This window comes from Rugamonas aquatica (assembly GCF_009380215.1).
Classification (GTDB): Bacteria; Pseudomonadota; Gammaproteobacteria; order Burkholderiales; family Burkholderiaceae_D; genus Rugamonas; species Rugamonas aquatica_B.
In genome coordinates, this window is the sequence record NZ_WHUG01000004.1 from 59815 (window position 1) to 79661 (window position 19847).

General features: G+C 64.3%; 18 protein-coding genes. 10 read left to right on the forward strand and 8 right to left on the reverse strand.

Annotated features, from left to right (window positions below; translation table 11 throughout):
• Positions 1–6: 6 nt before the first annotated feature.
• Genes GEV02_RS11530 through GEV02_RS11540 form a run of 3 tightly spaced genes read left to right on the forward strand, consistent with a single transcriptional unit; the run spans position 7 to position 3152 of the window.
• Positions 7–810 carry a uroporphyrinogen-III synthase gene (locus tag GEV02_RS11530; RefSeq protein WP_152838526.1) on the forward strand — a complete coding sequence of 268 codons (804 nt, stop codon included), beginning with the start codon at positions 7–9 and terminating at the stop codon, positions 808–810.
• Positions 807–1952, forward strand: a complete 1146-nt coding sequence (locus tag GEV02_RS11535) for a uroporphyrinogen-III C-methyltransferase (protein WP_152838142.1) — start codon at positions 807–809, stop codon at positions 1950–1952. Before GEV02_RS11530 ends, GEV02_RS11535 begins: the two co-directional genes overlap by 4 nt.
• A 3-nt stretch (positions 1953–1955) precedes the next feature.
• Positions 1956–3152: a heme biosynthesis protein HemY gene (locus GEV02_RS11540; protein WP_152838143.1), complete on the forward strand. Its 1197-nt coding sequence runs from the start codon at positions 1956–1958 to the stop codon at positions 3150–3152.
• A 54-nt stretch (positions 3153–3206) separates the two neighbouring features.
• On the opposite strand, the gene GEV02_RS11545 is transcribed toward GEV02_RS11540, so the two are convergent.
• Both GEV02_RS11545 and GEV02_RS11550 read right to left on the reverse strand, forming a co-directional pair.
• Positions 3207–3476 carry a hypothetical protein gene (locus GEV02_RS11545; protein ID WP_152838144.1) on the reverse strand — a complete coding sequence of 90 codons (270 nt, stop codon included), beginning with the start codon at positions 3474–3476 and terminating at the stop codon, positions 3207–3209.
• On the reverse strand, positions 3463–4254 hold the full coding sequence (locus tag GEV02_RS11550; RefSeq protein WP_152838145.1) for a DUF899 domain-containing protein: 792 nt from the start codon (positions 4252–4254) through the stop codon (positions 3463–3465). Before GEV02_RS11550 ends, GEV02_RS11545 begins: the two co-directional genes overlap by 14 nt.
• A 195-nt stretch (positions 4255–4449) precedes the next feature.
• Here GEV02_RS11550 and ppa point away from each other — a divergent pair, with 195 nt between their 5' ends.
• On the forward strand, positions 4450–4992 hold the full coding sequence (ppa, locus tag GEV02_RS11555) for an inorganic diphosphatase (RefSeq protein WP_008447002.1): 543 nt from the start codon (positions 4450–4452) through the stop codon (positions 4990–4992).
• A 40-nt stretch (positions 4993–5032) separates the two neighbouring features.
• Here ppa and GEV02_RS11560 read toward each other — a convergent pair whose 3' ends face one another.
• Complete coding sequence (locus GEV02_RS11560) at positions 5033–5623, reverse strand: Crp/Fnr family transcriptional regulator (protein ID WP_152838146.1); 591 nt, start codon at positions 5621–5623, stop codon at positions 5033–5035.
• 306 nt (positions 5624–5929) lie between these two features.
• On the opposite strand from GEV02_RS11560, the gene GEV02_RS11565 reads away from it, so the two are divergent.
• Positions 5930–6538, forward strand: a complete 609-nt coding sequence (locus GEV02_RS11565) for a PEP-CTERM sorting domain-containing protein (RefSeq protein ID WP_235922745.1) — start codon at positions 5930–5932, stop codon at positions 6536–6538.
• A 9-nt stretch (positions 6539–6547) separates the two neighbouring features.
• Here the strand turns inward: GEV02_RS11565 and GEV02_RS11570 are convergent, their stop codons facing one another.
• Complete coding sequence (locus GEV02_RS11570) at positions 6548–7681, reverse strand: GNAT family N-acetyltransferase (protein ID WP_328595789.1); 1134 nt, start codon at positions 7679–7681, stop codon at positions 6548–6550.
• A 127-nt stretch (positions 7682–7808) separates the two neighbouring features.
• On the opposite strand from GEV02_RS11570, the gene GEV02_RS11575 reads away from it, so the two are divergent.
• The 5 genes from GEV02_RS11575 (at position 7809) to GEV02_RS11595 (ending at position 15800) form a co-directional block, all read left to right on the forward strand.
• On the forward strand, positions 7809–9872 hold the full coding sequence (locus tag GEV02_RS11575) for an NAD(+) synthase (RefSeq protein WP_152838148.1): 2064 nt from the start codon (positions 7809–7811) through the stop codon (positions 9870–9872).
• 111 nt (positions 9873–9983) lie between these two features.
• Positions 9984–10322, forward strand: a complete 339-nt coding sequence (locus GEV02_RS11580; protein WP_008447011.1) for a P-II family nitrogen regulator — start codon at positions 9984–9986, stop codon at positions 10320–10322.
• A gap of 137 nt (positions 10323–10459) precedes the next feature.
• Positions 10460–11875: an aryl-sulfate sulfotransferase gene (locus GEV02_RS11585; protein WP_152838149.1), complete on the forward strand. Its 1416-nt coding sequence runs from the start codon at positions 10460–10462 to the stop codon at positions 11873–11875.
• Between the two features lie 126 nt (positions 11876–12001).
• Positions 12002–14371 carry a TonB-dependent receptor gene (locus tag GEV02_RS11590; RefSeq protein WP_152838150.1) on the forward strand — a complete coding sequence of 790 codons (2370 nt, stop codon included), beginning with the start codon at positions 12002–12004 and terminating at the stop codon, positions 14369–14371.
• 13 nt (positions 14372–14384) lie between these two features.
• Positions 14385–15800 carry a sulfatase family protein gene (locus GEV02_RS11595; protein ID WP_235922746.1) on the forward strand — a complete coding sequence of 472 codons (1416 nt, stop codon included), beginning with the start codon at positions 14385–14387 and terminating at the stop codon, positions 15798–15800.
• On the opposite strand, the gene GEV02_RS11600 is transcribed toward GEV02_RS11595, so the two are convergent.
• From GEV02_RS11600 to GEV02_RS11615, 4 genes are all read right to left on the reverse strand, one after another.
• Positions 15790–16239: a GNAT family N-acetyltransferase gene (locus tag GEV02_RS11600; protein WP_152838151.1), complete on the reverse strand. Its 450-nt coding sequence runs from the start codon at positions 16237–16239 to the stop codon at positions 15790–15792. The genes GEV02_RS11595 and GEV02_RS11600 overlap by 11 nt on opposite strands.
• Positions 16240–16269: 30 nt before the next feature.
• Positions 16270–18456: a formylglycine-generating enzyme family protein gene (locus tag GEV02_RS11605; protein ID WP_152838152.1), complete on the reverse strand. Its 2187-nt coding sequence runs from the start codon at positions 18454–18456 to the stop codon at positions 16270–16272.
• Positions 18456–19094, reverse strand: a complete 639-nt coding sequence (locus GEV02_RS11610; RefSeq protein WP_008447024.1) for a trimeric intracellular cation channel family protein — start codon at positions 19092–19094, stop codon at positions 18456–18458. The genes GEV02_RS11605 and GEV02_RS11610 overlap by 1 nt, the downstream gene beginning before the upstream one ends.
• A gap of 81 nt (positions 19095–19175) precedes the next feature.
• Complete coding sequence (locus tag GEV02_RS11615; protein ID WP_328595790.1) at positions 19176–19844, reverse strand: Smr/MutS family protein; 669 nt, start codon at positions 19842–19844, stop codon at positions 19176–19178.
• Between the last annotated feature and the right edge of the window lie 3 nt (positions 19845–19847).

Genomic DNA, 19847 nt, shown 5'->3' on the forward strand with positions numbered 1-19847 from the left:
CAGCGGATGACCGGCGCCGTCGTCATCACCCGTCCCCTGGCGCAAGCCCTGCCGTTGGCGGCCCGTGTTAGCGCACTGGGCCGCCAGGTGGAACTGTTGCCGCTGCTGGAAATCGAAGCCTTGCCCGAGCCGGCCGCCTTGCTGGCCGCGCTGTCACGCCTGTGCGCGCCGCAGCCGGGCTACAAGATGGTGGCCTTCGTCTCGCCCAACGCCATCGACGCCGCTTTCGCGCATATCCAGCAGTGGCCGGCCGGCGTCAGGCTGGCGGTGCTGGGGGAGGGCAGCCGCGCCGCGCTGGCCGCCCACGGCGTGACGCCGGAGACGGTCGACATCGTCAGCCCGGCCGACAGCGCCCACAGCGATTCCGAACACTTGCTGCAAACGCTGGACCTGGCCGCGCTGAACGGCCAGCCGGTGCTGATCGTGCGCGGCGAAAGCGGCCGCGAGCTGATGGCCGACGGCTTGCGCGCGGCCGGCGCCGTGGTCGACGTGGTGCCGGCCTACCGCCGCTCCGTGCCGCACCTGACGCCGCAGCTGGCCGCGACCCTGCGCCGTTTGCTGTTGCAGCAAAACGACTGGATCATCACCAGTTCCGAGGCCCTGCGCGGCCTGTGCGCACTGCTGGCGCAGCTCGACGCCGACTATCCTGATGCGGCGCAACAGAATCCCGTTGTATTGATGCAACAACAGCATTTGATCATCCCGCACGCCCGAATTGCCGAAACGGCAAACAATTTGGGCTTTTCCCGACTGACGCTCACCGGATCAGGCGACGAACGCCTGCTGGCCGCGTTACAATCACGCCTATGAACGATTTGCCTACCTTACCCGATCCTGTCGTCTCCGCCGGCGCCGCCGCCGAGACCCCGCCTGCGTCCAAGCCGCAGCCTGAGCCCAGCCTGCTCGAAACCGTGCAACAGCCGCAAATGCTGCTGGTCGGTATCGTCGTGCTGGCCATCCTGCTGGCCGGACAAACCTGGTCCTCGCACAACCAGGTGCGCAACCTGCGCGAGGAAATGGCGCGCCGCCTGCAAAAGGGCGACGCCAGCAATGCCGAAACCGGCACGCTGGCCCGTGCCGTGCAGGAAACCAGCAAGGAGCTGCAAGCCAAGGTCGGCCTGCTGGAAAGCAAGCAGCAGGAAGCTCAGAGCCAGCAACTGGCGCTGGAGCAGCTGTACCAGGACCTGTCCAAGAACCGCGACGAATGGGCGCTGACCGAGATCGAGCAAGTGCTGTCGACCGCCAGCCAGCAGCTGCAACTGGCCGGCAACGTGCCGGGCGCGCTGATCGCGCTGCAAAACGCCGACCGCAGCCTGTCGCGTTCGGACAAGCCGCAATTCATCACCATCCGCCGCGCCATCGCCAAGGACACCGAGAAGCTGAAGGCCTTGCCGAGCGTGGATTCGGTCGGCATGGCGCTGCGCCTGGATAACGTGATCGCGCAGATCGATACGCTGCCGATGCTGTCGGACGAAAAGCCGACGCTGCCGGCGCCGCCCGAGAAAAAATCCAAGGCCAAGGCGGCCGGCGGCAAGGGCGGCAAGCCTGAACCGGTCGAGCCGACCAGCCCGTGGCTGCAAGCGGTGCAGGACACCTGGAACAGCTGGAGCAGCGAGATGTGGACCGACGTGCGCCAGCTGATCCGCGTGCGCAGCGTCGACACGCCGGATGCGCTGATGCTGTCGCCGACGCAGGCTTACTTCCTGCGCGAGAATCTCAAGCTGCGCCTGCTGAACGCGCGCATGGCGCTGTTGTCGCGCAACGAGGCGGCCTTCCGCGCCGACCTGATCGCGGCGCAGGAAGCGCTGGTCAAGTACTTCGACGTGCGCGCCAAGTCGACGCAGACGGTGCAGACGCTGCTGCGTCAGGTCCAGACCAGCAACCTGGCGATCGAGATGCCGACCCTGTCGGACAGCCTGAACGCCGTGCGCAACTACAAAGCGAAGCCATAAGTCATGCGTTTATTTCTCTGGATAGTCGCTTTGATGGCCGCCGCCATCGGTATCGCCGTGACGGCGCGTTTCAACCCGGGCAATGTGGTGCTGTTCTACCCGCCGCACCGGATCGACCTGTCGCTGAACTTCTTCGTGGTGCTGGAAGTGGCGCTGTTCGCCTTCCTGTACTTCGTGATCCGCGCCTTCCGCGCCACCATCAGCATGCCGGGCAAGGTTGCCGCCTACCGCCAGCGCAAGCGCGAACGCGATGGCAACAAGGGGCTGCGCGAAGCGTTGAAGGCCTTGTTTGAAGGCCGCTTCGGCCATGCCGAGAAGGCCGCGATGCGCGCCTCCGAGCTGCCGGAAAACGCCGGCGTGGCGTCGCTGATCGGCGCCCGCGCCGCGCACCGCATGCGTCAAAGCGCGCGCCGCGACAACTGGCTGGCCAAGCTGGCCGACGACCAGGCGATGAAGACTGCGCGCCTGATGACGATGACCGAACTGCTGGTCGACGACCATCAGCCTGAGCAGGCGCTGGAAGCGGTGCGCGAGCTCAACGCCAGCGGCACCCGTCACATCCATGCGCTGCAGTGGTCGCTGAAGGCGCAGCAGCAGGCCAAGAACTGGCCGGAAGTACTGCGTCTGGTGCGTTCGCTGGACAAGCATCGCGCGCTGCATCCGGCGCTGTCGTCGCGCCTGCGCGAGCTGGCGTATGACGACATGCTGTCCGACAGCGCCCACGATGCCGAATCGCTGATGCGGGTCTGGGCCACGGTGCCGACCGCCGACCGCATCAAGCCCTACGTGGCTTGTCGCGCCGCCACCGCGCTGAACGCGCGCGGGCTGCACGACGAAGCGCGCCTGGTGGCGGAAGAATCGCTGGCCGCCGACTGGGACGACCGCGTGGTGCGCGCCTACCGCGAAGCGGCGGCGCCGGCCGGTTCCGCCGCCTTGCTGGTGCAGATCGAGCATTGCGAAAACTGGATACACGCGCGTCCGACCGACGCCGAGCTGGCGCTGACGCTGGGTTCCCTGTGCCTGAAGCAGAAGCTGTGGGGCAAAGCCCAGCGCTATCTGGAGCAGGCCCTGTCGGACGCCGCCGACCCGCGCATGGTGCGCGAATCCCACCTGAAGCTGGCGCAGTTGCACGAAGCGCTGGCCCAGCCGGAAGAAGCCGCGAACCACTACCGCCAGTGCGCGCTGGCTACCATCCTCTAAAAAAACCACCGGCCTGAACGCGCTCAAGATCGCGTTCAGTGCAGGTGGGTTTTTTTATATCGCGTAGTACCGCTTCAGCAGCGCGTTGACGGCGGCGGTCATGCCCAGCATCGCCGCCGCGTGCATGGCGCACGCCGCCAGCATCAGCGTCTGCGAGCCCGCCACGGCCACCTCGCGCACGGTGCCGTCGCTGCTGCACAGCGGAACCAGCACCGGCGCCAGCATCAGGCCGGCGCCGTGCAGGGCCGTCATCAAGGCGGCCGAGGCGGCCTGGCCGGCCGCGATGGGCGTCAGCGTCCGCAGCGCCTGTTCATGCCTGCGCATGGCAGCACGCGGACGCCGCCGGCGCGGCCTCGTAACGGTCGTGGTGACGCACCCACGCCATCGTGTAGGGCAGGCCTTCCTCGTGGCGGCCCAGCGGGGTCAGGTCGAGGAAGTTATAGGTGTGCATCATCACCTCCACGCCGCGGCCGTAGGTCGAGTAGCTGTGGTAGACCACGCCATCGTCATCCTTGCAGAACACGCTAACGCCGGGCATGTCGGGATTTTTCATGGACAGGCGCTGGTAGTTGTAATCGACTGCGCCGCTGGCCAGCTCTTCGGGCCGGAAGCTGACGTGGAAGTCATAGTTGAAATCGCCATCCCCCGACGATACCCAGTTGAAGCGCCAGCCCATGCGGTGGCGGAAGCATTCGATGTCGTCCAGCGCCGCGCGAGAGATGGCGACGAAGGTCACGTCACGCTGCGCCAGGTGGGCGAGAGCGCCGTCGGTATGGTCGGCCATGTAGGAACAGTGGGCGCATCCCTGCTCGGCGCCGGGCGTGAACATGAAGTGCTGCACCACCAGCTGGCTGCGGCCTTCGAACAGATCGGCCAGCGTGCGCCGGCCTGACGGTGTGTCGAACACATAGTTTTTTTCAACGCGCACCCACGGCAGCGCCCGGCGTTCGCGGGCGACCTGGTCGTGCAGGCGTGTCAATTCCTTCTCGCGCGCCAGCAGGGCGTGGCGTTGTTGCAGCCACTGGGCGGGGGAGACGACGGCGTGGCTCAAGGTTCCGGCGGTCTGCGCCTTGCGGCTGATATTGCTGATAGTGCTGGTCATTGCTGTCTCCTTTGGAGGCGCCAGGGATCGGCGCCGCAGGACAACTTTAGGCCTTCGGCGGCGCAGCGGGGAGTAACAAGATTGTCGTGAAACCGGCTTTCGGCCACGCCGCCGCGCTGCTGCGCTGCACAAGCGGGCTGTAGTTCGCTATAATTACGCGGTTAAACATTTGCCAGCACTTACGAGGAAACCCCCATGAGCTTGAATAAAGTATCTTCCGGCCGCGATCTGCCGAACGATTTCAACGTCATCATCGAAATCCCGATGAACGCCGATCCGATCAAGTATGAAGTTGACAAGGAGTCGGGCGCGATCTTCGTCGATCGTTTCATGGGCACCGCCATGCACTACCCATGCAACTACGGCTACGTGCCGAACACCCTGTCCGCAGACGGCGACCCGGTCGATGTGCTGGTCATCACCCCGTTCCCGCTGATCCCGGGCGTGGTGGTGCGCTGCCGTCCTGTCGGCGTGCTGAAAATGACCGACGAAGCCGGTGAAGACGCCAAAGTGCTGGCCGTGCCGGTCGACAAAGTACTGTCGATCTACAGCCACTGGCAGAAGCCGGAAGACCTGAACGAACTGCGCCTGCGCCAGATCCAGCACTTCTTCGAGCACTACAAAGATCTGGAAAAGGGCAAATGGGTCAAGATCGACGGCTGGTACGGCCCGGACGAAGCCAAGGAAGAAATCCTGAGCGGCGTCGCTGCGTACAAAAAAGAAAACGGTATCGCGTAATTCAAGCGACCAGTAAAAAAGCCCCGCAAGGGGCTTTTTTTTATCCGCGCGGTGCGCCGCTGGCCGCTTCCGCCTCACGCCGCAGGCGCGACATGTATTGCGGCGTAATGCCCAGGTAGGACGCGATCGCGCGCTGCGAGATGCGCGCCTCCAGCCCCGGATACTCTTCGCGGAAGGCCGCCAGCCGCTCGTGGGCCGAGGTCTCGCCATTGGTGTAGGCGCGCTGCGCCAGCGTCTGCAGGCCGTGCATGGCGATGTTCAGATGGTAGTGCTGCATCACCTCGTGCTGCGCGCGCAGCTCGCAGGAACGTTTCCAATCCAGGGTAAAGCCATGGATAGGCGTTTCCGCCACCAAGAATTGCACCGCCGCCTGGCCGTTCTCGCCGGCGATCAGGTCGGTCAGCGTGGTGGCCGATTCGCCCTCGCGGTAGAAACGCAGCGTCACTTCAAGGCCGTCGCGGTTGAAGAAACCGCTGCGCACCACGCCGCTGCTGATCCAGTGCACATGGGTCGCCGGCACGCCGGCGCGTTGCAGAAACTCCCCCTTGCGGACGTGGAAAGGCTTGGCGATCGGTGCCAATAGCTCGGTTACGTTGCTGTAGGATTCATCGCTGACGTCGATCCGCTTCATCGTGGCGGTCTTGAACCGGTCACGCTGTCTTATAAAATCTGCATTCATGCTTTGCTTGCCACGTTCCTGATAAAACCCTCCAAGGGGCCCAGAGTATAGGCCCGATTGAAATTGCTGTGAAGCAAACTGGTTTCATCCCCGGGAAGATAATAGTTAACGCTACCATTCTAACCGTTTGAGAGTTTCCGTGCCGCCAGCCGGCTTTGTTGCTGTGTCGTGCCATTTTGACACATATTCATTGATGTTGAAATGATAACCATGTACCATTAAGTTTGTATTTTTATAACTAACTGAATGGGGAATTTTATGACGACTTTGATGACGCGTTTGCTTGCCGCCGCCGGACTGTGCCTTGGTTTGGGCTGGAGCGCTGGCGCCGCCGCCACCAATTACGATTTCAGCACCTTCATGACCGATGGCCAGGGCTACGAGAATGCGACGTTCGGCGACCTGACCATGAGTTCCGAGGCAGGCAACCTGAAGTACGTGGACTCGTATGGCGGCGGCCTGTTTGCCGGTACCGGCGGCGACAGCGATATCACCTTCACCTTCGCGCACGCGGTCAGCAACATCTCGATCCGTGCCGGCGACGGCGCCGGCGATGCGGATGCTTTTGGCATCACCGCTTACGCGTTCGGCAGCAACGCGCTGCTGGGCACCTGGTATTCGCCGACCTTCGGCACCAATCCCAACAACCAGTGGTACACCTTCTCGATTCCGGCGGCAAACGTGGGCCGCATCGTGTTCGATCCCTGCAATTCGGCCAATTGCCCCGGCCATCTGGGTGGTTTCGGCGGCGTGGTCGTCACCGACCTGAACGTGACCGCCGTGCCTGAGCCTGAAACCTATGGCATGCTGCTCGCCGGCCTGGGCGTGATGGGCGCCGCAGCGCGCCGTCGTCGCAACGCAGCTTAAGCAGGAAGGCTAGGGCAGCTGTGCCTTGAACGGGGTGCGCTCACCGAGCTCATCGATGTACTCGTCCATGGCTGCCGTTTCCTGTTGCAGGAAGTCGGCGATGGCGTCGGCAAAGCGCGGGTCGGCCACCCAGTGCGCCGACCAGGTCGGCGTCGGCACCAGTCCGCGCGACATCTTGTGCACGCCCTGCGCGCCGCCTTCAAAGCGCGCCAGGCCGTGCCGAATGCAGTAATCGATAGCTTGCACATAGCAGGTCTCGAAGTGCAGGCCCGAGACGAATTCCTGCGTACCCCAGTAGCGCCCGTACATGATGCCGCCGCCCACCAGGTTCAGCGCGGCCGCCACCGGCGCGTCGCCGCGTTTGGCCAGCACCATCATCATGCTGTCCGGCGCTTCGCGCAGCAGGCGTTGGAAAAACTCCAGCGACAGGTACGGCTTGGAATAATGCGCGTGGTAGGTCGACACGTAGCAGCTGTAGAAAAACTCCAGCACCCCGGCGCCGATCTGCTCGCCGGCCAGGTGTTCGAAGGCGATGCCCGCATCGAGCACGCGCCGCTGGTCCTGGCGGATCTTCTTGCGCTTCTCCATCTTCATGCTGGACAGGAAGGCTTCGAAGTCCGCGTAGCCGGCGTTCTCCCAATGGAATTGCACGCCCTCGCGCAGCATGAAGCCGGCCTTGGCCAGCGCCTGCTTGTCCTGCTCGTCGGGGAAGAGGATGTGCAGCGAGGACGTGCCCAGCTGCCGCGCCACCTGCAACGCGGCGCGCGCCAGCAACTGCCGGTCTTCCTGCGTGCGCGCCAGCAGACGGCTGCCCGTCACCGGCGTGAACGGCACCGCCGACAACAGCTTGGGGTAGTACTCGATGCCGTTGCGGTGGAAGGCGTCGGCCCACGCGTGGTCGAACACGTACTCGCCCCGGCTGTGATCCTTCAGGTACAGCGGCATGGCGCCGTCCAGCACGCCGTCGCGGTGCAGCACCAGGTAGCGCGGGGTCCAGCCGGTGTCCTCGGCGGCGCAGCCGCTTTCGTGCAGCGCGTGCAGGAAGGTGTGGCTCAGCGTCGGGTTGTCGCCGGCCAGCGCCTGCCATTGTGCAGTGTCGACGCCGTCGAGCGAATTGATGATCGTAAACTCTGCTTCTGCCACGCCTGCCTCCGGCCCTTGATGTTGGCGCAAGTCTAGCCTATCTGGGCCGTGTCTGTTGGCGGCGGCGCGGCTGTCCCCGTGCGATAATTCGATTTTGTCTATCCGATGTGCCCGTGAAAGACTACACATGACCTCGAATTTCCTGAATCTGTACACGCACGATTTCGCCCGCGTCGCCATCGCCGCACCGGTTTGCCGGATCGCCGACCCCGCCCACAACGCCGCCCAGACCATCGCCCTGGCCGAACAAGCCGCCGCACAAGGCGCGGCGCTGGTGGCTTTCCCCGAGCTGGGCCTGTCGGCCTACACCTGCGACGACCTGTTCCACCAGCGCGCCTTGCTGGACGGCTGCCTTGATGCGCTCGACAGCATCGTCGCCGCCTCGGTGCAGTGGAAGCTGGCGCTGGTGGTCGGCGTGCCGCTGCGGGTTGAGCATCAGCTGTACAACTGCGCGGTGGTGATCGCTAACGGCCAGATCCAGGGCGTGGTGCCGAAGAGCTACCTGCCCAACTACGGCGAGTTCTACGACGCCCGCCAGTTCAGCAGCGGCGACTACGCGGTCGCCACCGAGATCGACCTGCTGGGCGAGCGCGTGCAGTTCGGCTCCGGCCTGCTGTTCGAAGTGGCCGACATGCCGCTGTTCAAATTCCACGTCGAGATCTGCGAAGACGTGTGGGTGCCGATTCCGCCGTCGTCGTTCGCGGCGCTGGCCGGCGCCACCGTGCTGGTCAACCTGTCGGCGTCGAACGCGCTGGTCGGCAAGGCCGGCTACCGCAACCAGCTGGTGTCGCAGCAATCGGCGCGCTGCATCTCGGCCTATCTGTACACCTCGGCCGGCAGCGGCGAATCGACCACCGACCTGGCCTGGGACGGGCAGGGCGTGATCTGCGAGAACGGCGAGATGCTGGCCGAGTCCAAACGCTTCGCCGACGAAGCCACGCTGACCTTTGCCGACATCGACCTGGAGCGCCTGTCGCGCGAGCGCATGCGCATGAACACCTTCGCGCAATCGGTGCAGCGCCACGCGGCCGAGGTCAACAAGTTCCGCACCGTGTTCTTCGAACTGGAGATCGGCCGCGAACAGCCGCTGGCGCTGAAGCGCTGCGTCGAACGCTTCCCGTACGTGCCGTCCGACGCGCGTCGCCGCGACGAGCGCTGCAACGAGGTCTACAACATCCAGGTGCAGGCGCTGGCGCAGCGTCTGACCTCCAGCAATATCAAGAAGATCGTCATCGGCATTTCCGGCGGCCTCGATTCGACGCACGCGCTGCTGGTCTGCGCGCGCGTGATGGACAAGCTCAAACTGCCGCGCACCAATATCCTGGCCTACACCATGCCCGGCTTCGCCACCAGCGAACGCACGCTGATGCAGGCGCATGCGCTGATGAAGCTGGTCGGCTGCTCGGCGCAGGAAATCGACATCCGCCCAAGCTGCATCCAGATGCTGAAGGACTTGAACCATCCATACTCGGAAGGGCAGGCGCAGTACGACATCACGTTTGAAAACGTGCAGGCCGGCGAGCGCACCAACCACCTGTTCCGCCTGGCCAACCATCACCACGCCATCGTCTGCGGCACCGGCGACCTGAGCGAGCTGGCGCTGGGCTGGTGCACCTACGGCGTGGGCGACCACATGTCGCACTACAACGTCAACGCCAGCGTGCCGAAGACGCTGATCTCGCACCTGGTGCGCTGGGTCGCCGAGTCCGGCGTGATCGGACGCAACGATGCGCAGGTGCTGCTCGACATCCTTGGCACCGAGATCAGCCCTGAGCTGGTGCCGGGTACGGCAGACGGCCAGCCGGAGCAGCGCACTGAAAGCACCATCGGCCCGTACGAGCTGCAGGATTTCAACCTGTACTACGTGCTGCGCTTCGGCTTCCGTCCATCCAAAGTGGCGTTCCTGTCGCTGACCGCGTGGCAGGACAAGGAGCAGGGCCGCTGGCCGGACGGCGACCACGTCACGCGCAACCAGTACAGCCTGGGCGCGATCAAGCACAACCTGGGCATCTTCCTGGACCGCTTCTTCCGCACCAGCCAGTTCAAGCGCAGCTGCGTGCCGAACGCACCAAAGGTGGGCAGCGGCGGTTCGCTGTCGCCGCGCGGCGACTGGCGCGCGCCTAGCGATGCGCAAAGCGTTGTATGGCTGGAGGAATTGCGCTCCATTCCGGTGCAGGATGAAAGGAATTGACCGGTATTCGCATACGTTGATGGACAGCGTGTGCGTGTCGATTACAATAGAACCAAGGCTCGCGGCTTGCCCGGCTACAGATTTTCGATTTAAACAAAATAAGGAGAAGTCATGAAACAGATTACCGCTGTGATCAAGCCGTTCAAATTGGACGAGGTGCGCGAAGCACTGGCCGAGGTCAACGTCACCGGCCTGACCGTTACCGAAGTCAAAGGCTTCGGCCGCCAGAAGGGCCACACCGAACTGTATCGTGGCGCTGAATACGTGGTCGACTTCCTGCCGAAAGTGAAGGTTGAAGTCGTGGTCGACGACGGCGTGGCCGAGCAGGTGGTGGACGCCATCATCAAGGCCGCCCGCACCGGCAAGATCGGCGACGGCAAGATCTTCGTGCAAAACGTCGAGCAGGTGATCCGCATCCGCACCGGCGAAACCGGCGCCGACGCTGTGTAATTTCGCCTTTGCTGTCATATCAAGGAATGCCGGCCAATCCGGCATTTTTTGTATAACGATGTTTGGTTATATTAGTTCGAGTTTTCTACGTGGATTAGTAATATAGACACACTGTCCACTCACTGGGAACTCGTGTCATGACCACTCGCACTCGTACACTTGCTGCACTGTCGCTGTTGTCCGTCGCAGCCAACCTGGGCGCCGCGCCCAGCGTCTATCCTACCGGCGTCACCCGCTACGACACCGCCACCGCGTACAACAGCTACGTGATCTTCAGCGGCCAAGACAAGAACACCCACCTGATCGACATGAACGGCAACGAGGTTCATCGCTGGAACGCCGAGGGCTTCCCTCCGGTGCTGCTGGACCCGGCCCTGACCGGCGGCAAGCGCGGCCACGTGCTGGTGCAGCTGGCCAGCACCACCGGCACCTCGAACGAAGGCAACGGCCTGCGCAACCAGGCCATCGGTGAGCTGGACTGGAACAGCAATGTGATCTGGCAATGGGGCGCGGCAGGCGGCGCGCAGGATGCGTATGCGGCGCCGGTCGAAGGCAAGGCGTCCTCGCAAGTGCCGGGCGGCAGCGCCAAGCAGCACCACGACTGGCGCCGTCTGCCGAACGGCAATACGCTGGTGCTGGCCAACCTCGTGCATCCGGTCGCTGGCTTCGCCGCGCCGCAGGTGCTCGATGACGTGATCTACGAAGTGACGCCGGGTGGCGACATCGTCTGGAAGTGGGTGGCGTCCGATCATTTGAACGAGTTCGGCTTCAAGCCGGAATCGCTGAAGCTGGTGAAGAACGGCTACTCGCCACGCGGCAAGGCTGCGCCGTTCGATTACCTGCACATCAATAACATGTCGGTGCTGGGCCCGAACCGCTGGTTCGACGCGGGCGACCAGCGCTTCAATCCCGAGAACATCCTGATCGATTCACGCGAGGCCAACTTCATCGTCATCCTCGACAAGCAGACCGGCAAGGTGGTGTGGTCGCTGGGGCCGGACTATCCGGCGCAGGTGCGCGGCCCGCGTGTGCTGCCGCGCCCGGTGGACCAGATCGTCGGCCAGCATGACGCGCATCTGATCGAGCCGGGCTTGCCGGGCGCCGGTCACATCCTGGTGTTCGACAACCAGGGCGAGGCGGGCTATCCGCGCGTCAGCGTTGGCGTGCAGCCGCGTTCGCGCGTGCTGGAGATCGACCCCATCACCAAGCAGATCGTCTGGGAATACACGGGCGGCGATTCGAACGGGCCGGAGTGGAGTTTCTACAGCTCCTTCATCAGCAGCGCGCGCCGCCTGCCGAACGGGAACACGCTGATCGATGAAGGCATGAACGGCCGCATCTTCCAGGTGACGAGCAAGGGCGACATCGCCTGGGAATATGTCAGCCCGTACTTCGCGCCGACGCCGGTAGCCGGCGCGGGCAAGCCGGTGTTGAGTAATTGGTTGTACCGCGCCCAACCGGTGCCGTACAACTGGGTGCCGGAAGGCACTCCGCGCTCCGAGAAAGCGGTCACGCCGCCGGAGCCAGGCAAGTTCCGCGTAGCCACGAACTAAGCGCGAACACGCCCCCGCGCTGCCGATCGCGGCAGCGCCATCACATACCTACAACAACAGAACGCGCCGGCCTTCATGCCGGCGCGCGGGGCGGTTCACGCCCGCTTATTTGAATGGAAGAATGCTATGCAACAGAATAAACTGGCCGCCGCCGTCGCAGCGGCATACGGACTCCTGCTGGTCGCCGCCGCTCCGGCGCAGGCGCAGAGCGCTGCGGCGCTGGGTGTATCGGCCGTCTCCGGCGCCGCCGCTGAAACGGCTGCCGCAGAGGGTGCCGCCGATCCGGCAGCGACCACCGCCGCAGCAGCCGATGCATCGCTGGAAGTAGTGGCCCGCGTCACTGTTTCCACGCGCCGCCGCAACGAGACTTCGCAGAGCGTGCCGACCTCGATGAGCGTACTCGACAGCAGCGCGCTGGAAGGCAACCGCGTCTACCGCGTGCAGGATTTGCAGCAACTGCTGCCCAGCACCACCGTCAACTACGTCCATGCCCGCCAGATGAGCTTTGCCGTGCGCGGCCTCGGCAACAACCCGGCCAGCGACGGGCTGGAAGGCAGCGTCGGCGTCTATCTGGACAACGTCTACCTGGCCCGTCCCGGCATGGCCGCCTTCGATGCGCTGGACATTCAGCAACTGGAACTGCTGCGCGGCCCGCAAGGCACGCTGTTCGGCAAGAACACCACCGCCGGCGTGCTCAACATCACCACCAAGCAGCCCACCTTCCGCACCGAGAACAGCGCCCAGCTGTCGCTCGGCCAGCAGGATTATGTGCAGGCCAAGGCCGTGATCTCGGGCGCGTTCTCGGACACGGCGGCCGGCCGCATCTCCGCCTACAAGACGCACGAAGGCGGCTACATCACCAACGTCTACAACAACAGCAAGGTGCAGGGCGGCGACCGCGAAGGCGTGCGCGCCCAGTTGCTGCTGGAGCCGAACAACAAAGTGAGCGCGCGCCTGATCGCCGACTACAACGTCGAGGACTCCAACAACGGCACGCTGATCTTCTACAGCGCCGGCCCGAGTGGCAAGTTCCTGACGCAGGCCGCCGCCGTCGGCGGCCACCCGATCACCGATCCGACCAAGCGCGCAGTGAATCTGGACAGCGGCTCGCATGTGGACGTGCATCAGGGCGGCGTCTCCGGCGAGGTCAACTGGAAGCTGGACAACGACTACAAATTCACCTCCATCAGCGCCTACCGCTTCTGGAACTTCACGCCGCACAACGACGACGGCCTCGACGTGCCGATCACGCTGAACGTGGGCGCCTCGGCGCGGCACCGCCAGTTCACGCAGGAAGTGCGCCTGGCGACGCCGCTGGGCCAGCCGGTGGAATCGGTGCTGGGCGCGTACTACTACTATCAGAACCTGGACAACGTCAGCTTCACCTACAACGGCCCGCTGGCCGACAAGTTCAACGCCACGCCGGCCGGCGCCTGGAGCAATGTGACCAGCATCGGCAACGGCCACCTGCGCGTCAACAGCTACGCCCTGTTCGGCCAGTCGATCTGGCACATCGATCCGAAGTGGGACTTGACCGGCGGCCTGCGCGCTACCTATGAAGACAAGATCGCGCAAGTGACGCGCGACGCGCCGATCGGCGGCGCAATCGTCAGCGGCCCGGCGCTGGCCTCGCGCACCGCCCGCTACGGCGTCTACAACTCGGGCGACGTTCACCTGAACAACCTCAGCCCGTCGGCGCTGGTGACGCTGGCCTACAAGGTCGATACCGATGTGTTGGCCTTCGGCAGCATCTCGCACGGCGAGAAATCGGGCGGCATCAATCTGTCGGTGCCGGGCGCGGCGGGCGTCGCTTCGCTCAAGGTCAACAACGAGAAGGCCAACAACCTGGAGCTGGGCATCAAGAGCAATCTGCTGGAGCGCCGCGCACAAGTCAATTCCAGCCTGTTCTGGAACGAGGTCAAGGGCTATCAGAGCAATGCCTACGATCCGGTCAGCGCCACGTCCTACCTGACCAACGCCGGCAATGTGCGCAGCCGCGGCCTGGAGCTGGACACCAGCTTCGTCGTGGTGCGCGGCTTCACGCTGGGCGCCAACGGTTCGTTCAACGACGTCAAGTACAAGGAGTACAAGAACGCGCCGTGCCCGAGCGAGCGTCCCGGTGCTTCGTGCGACCTGTCCGGCCGCGCCGCGCTGGTCAATGCGCCGCGCTGGATCGGCAATCTCAGCGCGCAGTATGCGCGCACGCTGGAGGCCAACGTGGAAGGCTACGCCAACGTGAATTATGCCTACCGCAGCGGTACTTACGGTACGCTAGACGCTTCCGAGTACTCGCGCATTCCCGCCTACAGCCTGACCAATCTGTCGGCCGGCGTGAAAGTGAAAAACGGCCAGGCCCGTTGGGATATTTCGGTCTGGGCCAAGAACGTGTTCGACAAGACTTACTACACCAGCACCTGGAACACCAGCCCGAGTGCTTATAACGCCGTGATCGGAACGCCTCGCCAGGTTGGCGTGACCGCCCGCGCAGACTTTTGATTGGAGACCATGAATGACGAATAACAACCGCCGCCGCGTCCTGAAATCCCTGCCTGCGCTGGCGCTGGCCGGCTACCTGCCGAACGGCCTGGCCGCCGGCAAGGACCAGCCCAACATCATCTTCATCCTGGCCGATGACCTGGGCCACGCCGACCTGGGCGTCTACGGCCAGACCGATTTCCGCACGCCCAACCTGGACAAGCTGGCGGGGCAGGGCATCCGCTTCACGCAGGCTTACGCCAACTCGGCCGTATGCTCGGCCACGCGCTTCGCGCTGATCACCGGCCGCTATCAGTACCGCCTGCGCGGCGGGCTGGAGGAGCCGATTGCCGGCGCCTCCGACACGCTGGGCCTGCCGCGCACGCATCCGACGCTGCCGTCGCTGCTGAAGAAGCAGGGCTACGGCACGGCGCTGATCGGCAAGTGGCACCTGGGATATCTGCCGACCTTCGGCCCGCTGAAGAGCGGCTACGACAGCTTCTTCGGCAACTACGGCGGCGCTATCGACTACTTCACGCACAAGCCGGGCGTGGGCCCGCAGGTGAAGGAGGATTTGTACGAGGGCGAAGTGCCGGTGCATCAGATCGGCTACTACACCGATCTGCTGGGCGCGCGCGCGGTGGACTTCGTGCAGAAGCAGCAGGCCGGCAAACCCTTCCTGCTGTCGCTGCATTACACGGCGCCGCACTGGCCGTGGGAAGGTCCGGGCGACGAGGCTATCTCTCGCGATATCGACAACATCTTCCATTACGATGGCGGCGACCTGGCCACGTATGGCCGCATGGTCGAATCGCTGGACGCGTCGATAGGCCGCGTGCTGAAGGCGCTGGAGGACAAGGGGCTGGCGGAGAACACCATCGTCATCTTCACCAGCGACAACGGCGGTGAGCGCTTCTCGAAGACCTGGCCGCTGACGGGGCAGAAGACCGAGTTGCTGGAGGGCGGCATTCGCGTGCCGGCCATCGTGCGCTGGCCGGCCAAGATCGCGGCGGGGCAGGTGTCGGAGCAGGTGGCGATCAGCATGGACTGGCTGCCGACCTTGCTGGCGGCGGCAGGCGGTGCGCCCGATCCCGCGTATCCGACGGACGGCCGCAACCTGCTGCCACAATTGCTGGGCCAGGCCGCGCCGCAGGAGCGCACGCTGTTATGGCGCTACAAGTCCAACGCGCAGCGCGCTATCCGCTCGGGCAATTGGAAGTATCTGAAAATCGGCGGCAACGAGTTTCTGTTCGACGTGGTCAAGGACCAGCGCGAGCGCGCCAACCTGGCCAAGCGCCATCCTGAAGTGTTCGCGAAGCTGAAGTCGCAATGGGAACAGTGGAACCAGGACATGCTGCCGATCACCGCCGACGTGCGTACGCATGGCGTCAGCGGCAAGGTGCAAGCGGACCGCTACGGCGTGCCGCCAGCGGGCAGCGTTAGCGAATAGGGTAGATGTAGAAAAAGTCGTCGTCACGCTCCCAGCCTTTGGACTCGTACAGCGCTTGCGCCGTGGCGTTGTCGTTGGCTGTGGAGAGCGCCAGGCGGATGGCGCCGACTTCTTTTGCAAAATCTACCGCCGCCGACAGCAGCCCGGCGCCGACGCCTTTGCGGCGCCCCAATTCGTTGACGAACAAGTCGTTCAGCACGTAAATCCGGCCGAGCGAGACGCTGGAGAAACTCGGATACAGCTGGGTAAAGCCGACCGGCTCCGCGCCGTCGTGGGCGATGAACAATACCGATTCGCCGTGGTTGAATCGGTCCACCAGAAACTTCCTCGCCGCTGCTACATCGCTGTCGCGGCCGTAGAACTGGCGGTAGCCGTCAAACAAAACCGATAACGCTTCGATGTCGGAAAGCGCGGCCTGGCGGATGCTGATGTTGCTCATGCGGTGTTTGTCCTTTTAAATTGGTTTGAATTAAAGCGCATCCTTGACGCCTCGGAACCCCAGGCCGCCGGAGCGGTCCTTGGAGGGCGCCATCAGCAGGTACTTGCCGTGTTCATTGAGCTTGTAGGCTTGCGGGAAGTACCAGTACGAGTCTTGCGGCTGGTAGTAGCTGCCGCCGCGCAGGATCGCTGTGCGGGTGTGTTCGTCGGCGAACTCGTTGGTCCACTGCCAGATATGGCCGACCATGTCTTCAACGCCGAACGGACTGGCGGCTTGCGGATGCTGGCCGACGCGCTCGGGCGGCGGCAGGTCGCGGCTCTTGGCTGGCGTCGGGACCATGGCGGCATCCCACTCGTTACCCCAGGGGTAGAGCCGGCCATCGTTGCCTTGCGCCGCGTACTGCCATTCCCATTCATTCGGCAGGCGCTTGCCGGCCCAGCGCAGATAGGCGCGGGCGTCCTCCAGCGATACCCAGGTGACAGGACGATCTTCATCGCCGGCCTTGGGGCTGCCATGCTCCCAGTGCTTCAGGAAGTTATGGTCGTCCTTCGGGCGGTAGGCGCTGGCGGCGATGAACTGCTTGAACTGCGCATTGGTGACCGGATGCTTGTCGATGTAAAACGGTTTGATCGCGATCCGATGCAAGTGCCCGCGTCTGGCGGAGGATTCCCACGGATACTGCACATCCAGCCCCGGCTTGTTCTCGCCCTCGATTTCAATGCCGCGTACCTGGAAGTCGAACGTGGCGCCGGGTATCTTGACCATGCCGGCCGGCGCATTGCGGGCAGGCGCGGTCGCTTCGATCGGCGTCATCTTCTGCGGCAGCGGCGCCCATTCGTTCGAATAGGCGCGCAGCGGTTTGGCCGCTTGCTGCGCCAGTCGCTTCATGATGCTGTCCAACCCGGCAACTGGCGTATCGCGGTCGAGGCGCAGCACGGCGCCGTAGCCGTGCGGCTCCAACGGCATGCTCAGCTCGGCGTAGCCGTCGCGGATCAGCGCAGTGAGTTCCTTGCCGTTCCAGACATCGAAGTAGCGCTGCCCAGGCTGATGCGGCACCCGCATGATGCTCTCGCTCACGCTCCAGTCGGTGCGATTGATGAGGGTCCACAGCGTCTTTCCGGCCAGCGGAAACTCGCTGGCGTAGACGCCGTAATGCAGCGTCGGCACATGCGGCCGCCAGTCGGCGCTGACGAGGTATTCGGGGAAAGCGCGGTAGATGCTGGAGATGCGGCGCATCGCCTCGCCATCGCGTGGCGTGAACTGGTTCCACCAGCCCCAGACATTTTCCCAGCTCTCGATGCCGACGCCGTTGAAGAAGGCATCCTGCAGGATGTTGGTGCGGTCGGTCGCCCAGCGGTCGCATACGTGCACCATGTGGCGCGGTTCCAGCCACTTCCATTTGCTGACCAGTGGCACCAGCGAAGTCGGCCAGTAACCCCAGCTCTGCTGGTTGTAGGCCAGCATGGCGTCGCTCTTGAACGCCAGCTCGGGCTCCAGTGCGACCGGGTGGCCGGTGGCGTCGGAGGCGGTGCGGTATTCGATGGGCAGGCCATCCATCGTGTCGCCGTTGATGCCGTCCGCGCCGATCTCGGCCATCAGCGCGGCGGTGGCCTGGTGCATGCTGGCGCCGACATCGCGCGAGCCGGTATCCCACGGCATGGTCGGGAAGAAGACCTTGACGCCGCGCGCATGGAAATCCTTGATGAGCTGGCGCACGCCGGGTATGCCGCCGGGCAGGTCGCGCACCATGTCCCATTGGTTGCGGTTGTCGATGCCGATGTTGGGATAGACCGGCCACAGCAGCACGCTGTCGATGCCGCCATAGCGCCGTTCGAGGTCGTTCAGGTAGCGCTCGACGGTGTAGCGGCCGGCAACCGGGTCGTACAGATAGCGGTCCTCGACCATCGCCTGCGGCTGCACGAAATTGCGCTGGGTCCAGCGCAGTTCAGGGCGGCGGTATTGCGCGTCGTCGTAGTCGATCTTGGCCAGCTGGGCGCTGCGCCAGGTACGCATCGCTTCCAGCCATGCGGCATGCTGGCCGTTGGGATCGCGTTTCCAGTTGTTCAGGCGGGCGAGCCAGTCGGCTTCGCCCACGTCCTGCTGGTCGGGGCCGAGCAACTGGCTGCCCCGTACTTCGATCGCGATAGGTGCGGCGGTGGCAAGTGCGGCGCTCAGAAGCGCGGCCGCCAAGGCGATGCGTTTGGGTTGGGGCGCCATCAGTTCTTGTGATAGTGGACGTGCAGCTCGAACTTCCATGTGACCAGCCGCAGCACGGTGATGGTGGCGGCGCTGGCCCACAGCGCGAAGTCGTCGGAGACATCGGTGTACTGCAGGCCGATGTACATCCAGCAGCCGAAGAAGGCGCAGATGGCGTAGGGTTTGCCGTCGCGGAAAACCATCGGCACTTCGTTGCAGACGATGTCGCGCAGCACGCCGCCGAAGATGCCGGTGATGACGCCCATCATCGACGCGATGAACAGCGGCATATGCGCCGCCTGCGCCTGCGATACGCCGGCCACGGCGAACAAGCCGAGGCCGATGGCGTCGGCCACCACGATCAGACGTTCGGAAAGGATCTGGCGCAGGGTGCGCATCAGCGGGGCGGCGACCAGCGCCAGGATGAAGATCAGGATCGCGTATTCCTGGTGCAGCACCCAGAACAGCGGCCGTCGGTCGAGCAGGATGTCGCGCAGCGTACCGCCGCCGAACGCGGTGATGAAGGCCACCGTGAACACGCCAACCACGTCCATGCGTTTGCGGCGCGCCTCAACGAAGCCGGAAAACGCGCCCACCAGAATCGCGACAATCTCGATGACAGTGATCAGGGAAACGTGCGGAACAGGGACGTGCTTCATGTAGGCTACGAACAAGGTTGCAATGTTCGTAGGTTAACATGACAAACAGACTACGTGTAATATTGTTTCTTAATTGGAACGTTAGCGGACAGGCTTGAGCGCGGCGCGCAGCAACACGATCAGCGCACCTTCGCCGCCTTCGGACGAACGCGCCTGGCAGAAGGCCACGACTTCTTCCTTCTGCACCAGCCAGCTGTGCACCATGGAGCGGAGCACCGGCTCCTGGCCCTTGGAGCCGAAGCCGCGGCCGTGGATCACACACACGCAGCGATGGTTGCGCATGGCCGACTTGCGCAGGAAATCGCCGATGGCGTCGCGCGCATCGTCGCGGCGCAGGCCGTGCAGGTCCAGCTCATCCTGCACCGGCCAGTGGCCCTTGCGCATCTTTTTCACCACATCCGGGCCGACGCCGGGAGCGGCGTAGTTCAGCGACGGATCGTCTTCCAGGTAGTGATCGACTTCGAACAGGTCGGACAGCGACTCGCGCAACACAGCCGCGTCGTCCTCGGCCTGCGTCAGCTTGCGGGCCGGCGCCGCGGGTGCGGCGGCCGACTTCGGCAGCGACGGCACATAGCGGTCCGACACCGGCATGCGCTTCACGCCGCCCAGGCTGGACTGGAAGATATTCGCTTCCACGGCCCGGGTTTTTTCCTGTTTGACGCGCTCGGCCTCGGCGGCCGCGCGCGTTTCAGCCTGTTCCTTGAGCTGCTTGCTCAGGGATTTCAGGTCGGCGAAGTCTTTCAAGCCCACGAT